Here is a 2,903-nt window from a genome sequence, read left to right as displayed (position 1 = left end):
CTGCGGATCGACTTCGCGCACTGCGCCCTCGCCTTCATGCGCGGCGAGGATGTTACCATTCGCAAGCTTGTGGACGTTGCGCACTTGAAGGTGAAAGCCTTTCACGTTCGTCGTAAGCGGCGTGACATGCACGATCTCGCCCTTCGGATTCACCTCGACGGCCTGACACGGTTCCTGCTCGGCCACGAGCGTATTGCCGTTCGCGAGTCGCTCGCTGCCGAAGACCTGATGCGACTTGCTGACGTAATCGAACACCGTCTCGCCACGCGAGGTGATCTCACGCACACCCGTGGGCTGTCCGCCGTAGCCGAAGATGATGTTCCCATTTGGCAATGCCTGGAAGATCACCGTGGTGCTCGGCGGCTTGAACTCCCAGACCATCTTCCCATCGGCATCGAGTTCAACGAAGCGGTTCGGCCCTTTGCCATACTCGGTGAAGAGCAGACGATGTTTGATAGGCGCGTCAGCGGCAGAGCTTCGCACGCTAAATGGCAGAGCGAAGGCGAGGAGGGCAATGAAGAGGCGGGTGGTGGTCATGGTTGGAGGTTTCTATACGGTATACCGTTGAGATTTCATTGTACAGTATACCGTTGTAAATTCTTTCTCGCGGAAGGTCATTTGATGGCTTTTAGCACGAGCACGGCAGCAGCAGGTTTCTGGCTCAAGGTGATGGCATAGCCTCGCATGAGCTCAGCGCCGGTGCGGACTTCTTTGCCGCCGTCGAGGTTTTCGATCTCGTAACGTTGCTGCGGAACGAGACCGCGAAGCTTGACGGTCACAGTCTCGCTGGTGGATTCGGGACGGCGGAAGGCTTGCACGATGCCTTCATTCAAATCGGCGCGATGGAACTGCCACGCGATCCACGAAGTCGTGTCGAGGCTGTGAGGTGTGAGCGGGAAGTAGTCACCGAGCATGAGCGGGGCGATGCGGCGGCACTCCGCGTAACCTTTCCGCACCGCGGCGATCGATTCCGGTGTTTTGGTCCAACCGGGGGTGACCATGCCGAAGCCGGTGATGTAATAGCTGCGCACGGCGTAGCTATCTTTGAAGAACGGCACAGCCGCTCCCTGCCAGGGCAGCCATGAGGAGAGACCGTAGGTTTGCGATTGGTTGCCTTCGATTTGCATGGGCTTTTCTCGCAGATCGACGACTGACCAATCACTGCGCAGCAGTGGCACGGATCGTCGCATGGTCTCGAGGTCGTTGCGACGTCCGCCGGATGCGCAGGAGTCGATGCGCAGGTTCGGGTTGCGGCGACGCAGTTCATCCCAAAAGACCAGATGGCCCTGCACATGGAGATTCTCGGTGATGCCTTGCCGGTCAGGCGCGTCGGCTTTGCGCCAAGCGGTGCCGTAACCGTCGCCATTGAGGTCTTCGCGATACCAGTCGAGGCCCTGCGATTTCACCATGCCGTCGATGTGATCAATAAGCCATTTCAAGGCATCCGGATTGCCGAGATTGAGCACGTCACCGGCGCTGTTGCCGGGCAGAAGCCAATCGGGGTGGTTCTTGCCGATCCATGAGCCGGGATAACCGACACGCTCAGGCTCGAACCACAGCAGGAACTGCATGCCGTTCGCGCGCGCCTTGTCGCTGAAGGGGCGGAAGCCCTGCGGATACCTGGCGGGATCGGGTTCCCAGGTGCCGGTGTTCAGCCACTCGGTCTTTCGCGGTCCGACGCTGGGATACCAAGTGCTTTTTGAATCCGAACCTGCATCGCGCCAGAGGATGTCCGGCTTGATGCCCGCATCGAGATACGCCTGCACGCCTGGCCATGTGGCGAGCGAGCCGCCCACTTGAATCTGTGTGGTAGGCGGCTGCGGCACGCCGCCGATGCGTGGCAGCACATGCGCCAGATACCATGAGCGCCAGAGGTTCTGCGCACGCACGCAATCGTCACCTTGCCAGAATAAAAGTGTGGTGGACGGCGTGCGAATCTCTTCACCCGGCTTCAACACGAGATGCGTGAGTTGCTGCCCAGCCCTCAGGTGCAATGAACCATCTTCACTGCGCTCAAACTTTGCCTCCCACTGCCCAGGCCAGCCGACGGCGAGAATCATACCGCCTCCAGGTGTTTGCAGATTCCAGTAAGGCCAGCCATCTGGGCCATCGCTGGATTTTCCAGAGGCGTAGCCACCTTTCACTGGCGGAGAGAAAACGTGACGCTCGCCAGTTTTTAGCTCGCGTGTCCACGGCTGAAAACTCTCGGCCACGCAGGTGTCACCGCGAATGCCATGCAGTGAAAGCGCGTCTTTCGGAGTCGCAGCGAAGGTGCAGTTGAGACCTTGGATGTTCTCGATGAGCGGCGTGTCGGTCTTTCCGTTGTTCTTGATCCAAACTGTCCACTCGACAACGGGGAAGCTGACATATTCGGTCGAAACAAGCCGCACTTGCAGTCCCGTAGTCGCATCCATCCACGTGAGCGTGCGCTCTCGGCGCTGGGTATCAAGTTCACGCGTAGCATCGGTTCGCTTCCACTCACGCAGCAACTCGTCCGATGCTTTTCCACCGAGCGTAAAGCTGAACGGCAACTTCGCCTGCTCCGCGAAGACATGGCGCTTCGCCCATTGCGCAGCGGCATCGTTTTCCTCCGGTGTAGGCATCGCCGCATGCAGCGTGATCGCGCTGCATGATGCAAGGAGGACTGTGAGTGCGTGATTCATGCTCTGTATTGCTGGCGCTTCGGCAGATGCGACGCTGGGCGCTCAGAACGTCACGATCGGATTGATCGGACTGCCGGTGGCGCCATCGACGGCGAGCGGGGCCATGCTGATGAGAAAATCCCATCGCTTCCGTTTGGCAGATTCGATGGACAATTGTTCGAGGTCGGCGCAGTCCAGCACAGGCATACCCAGGGCGACCAGACATAGCTGATGCACCGGTTGGTCGGAAAACCGGACTTG

At 59.4% G+C, this 2,903-nt stretch carries 1 protein-coding gene and 2 pseudogenes; all 3 read right to left on the bottom strand.

Translation table 11 applies throughout. The features are described from left to right. A pseudogene (locus ACIREA_RS29890) lies at window positions 1–537 on the bottom strand (hypothetical protein); the annotation flags it as partial. A gap of 77 nt (window positions 538–614) precedes the next feature. Next, window positions 615–2,663, bottom strand: a complete 2,049-nt coding sequence (locus tag ACIREA_RS29885) for an alpha-galactosidase (protein ID WP_397385973.1) — start codon at window positions 2,661–2,663, stop codon at window positions 615–617. A gap of 42 nt (window positions 2,664–2,705) precedes the next feature. Further along, window positions 2,706–2,903, bottom strand: a pseudogene (locus ACIREA_RS29880) (hypothetical protein); the annotation flags it as partial.

Source organism: Prosthecobacter sp. (assembly GCF_044373815.1).
Taxonomy (GTDB): Bacteria; Verrucomicrobiota; Verrucomicrobiia; order Verrucomicrobiales; family Verrucomicrobiaceae; genus Prosthecobacter.
This window is presented reverse-complemented; position numbering and strand designations above follow the sequence as displayed.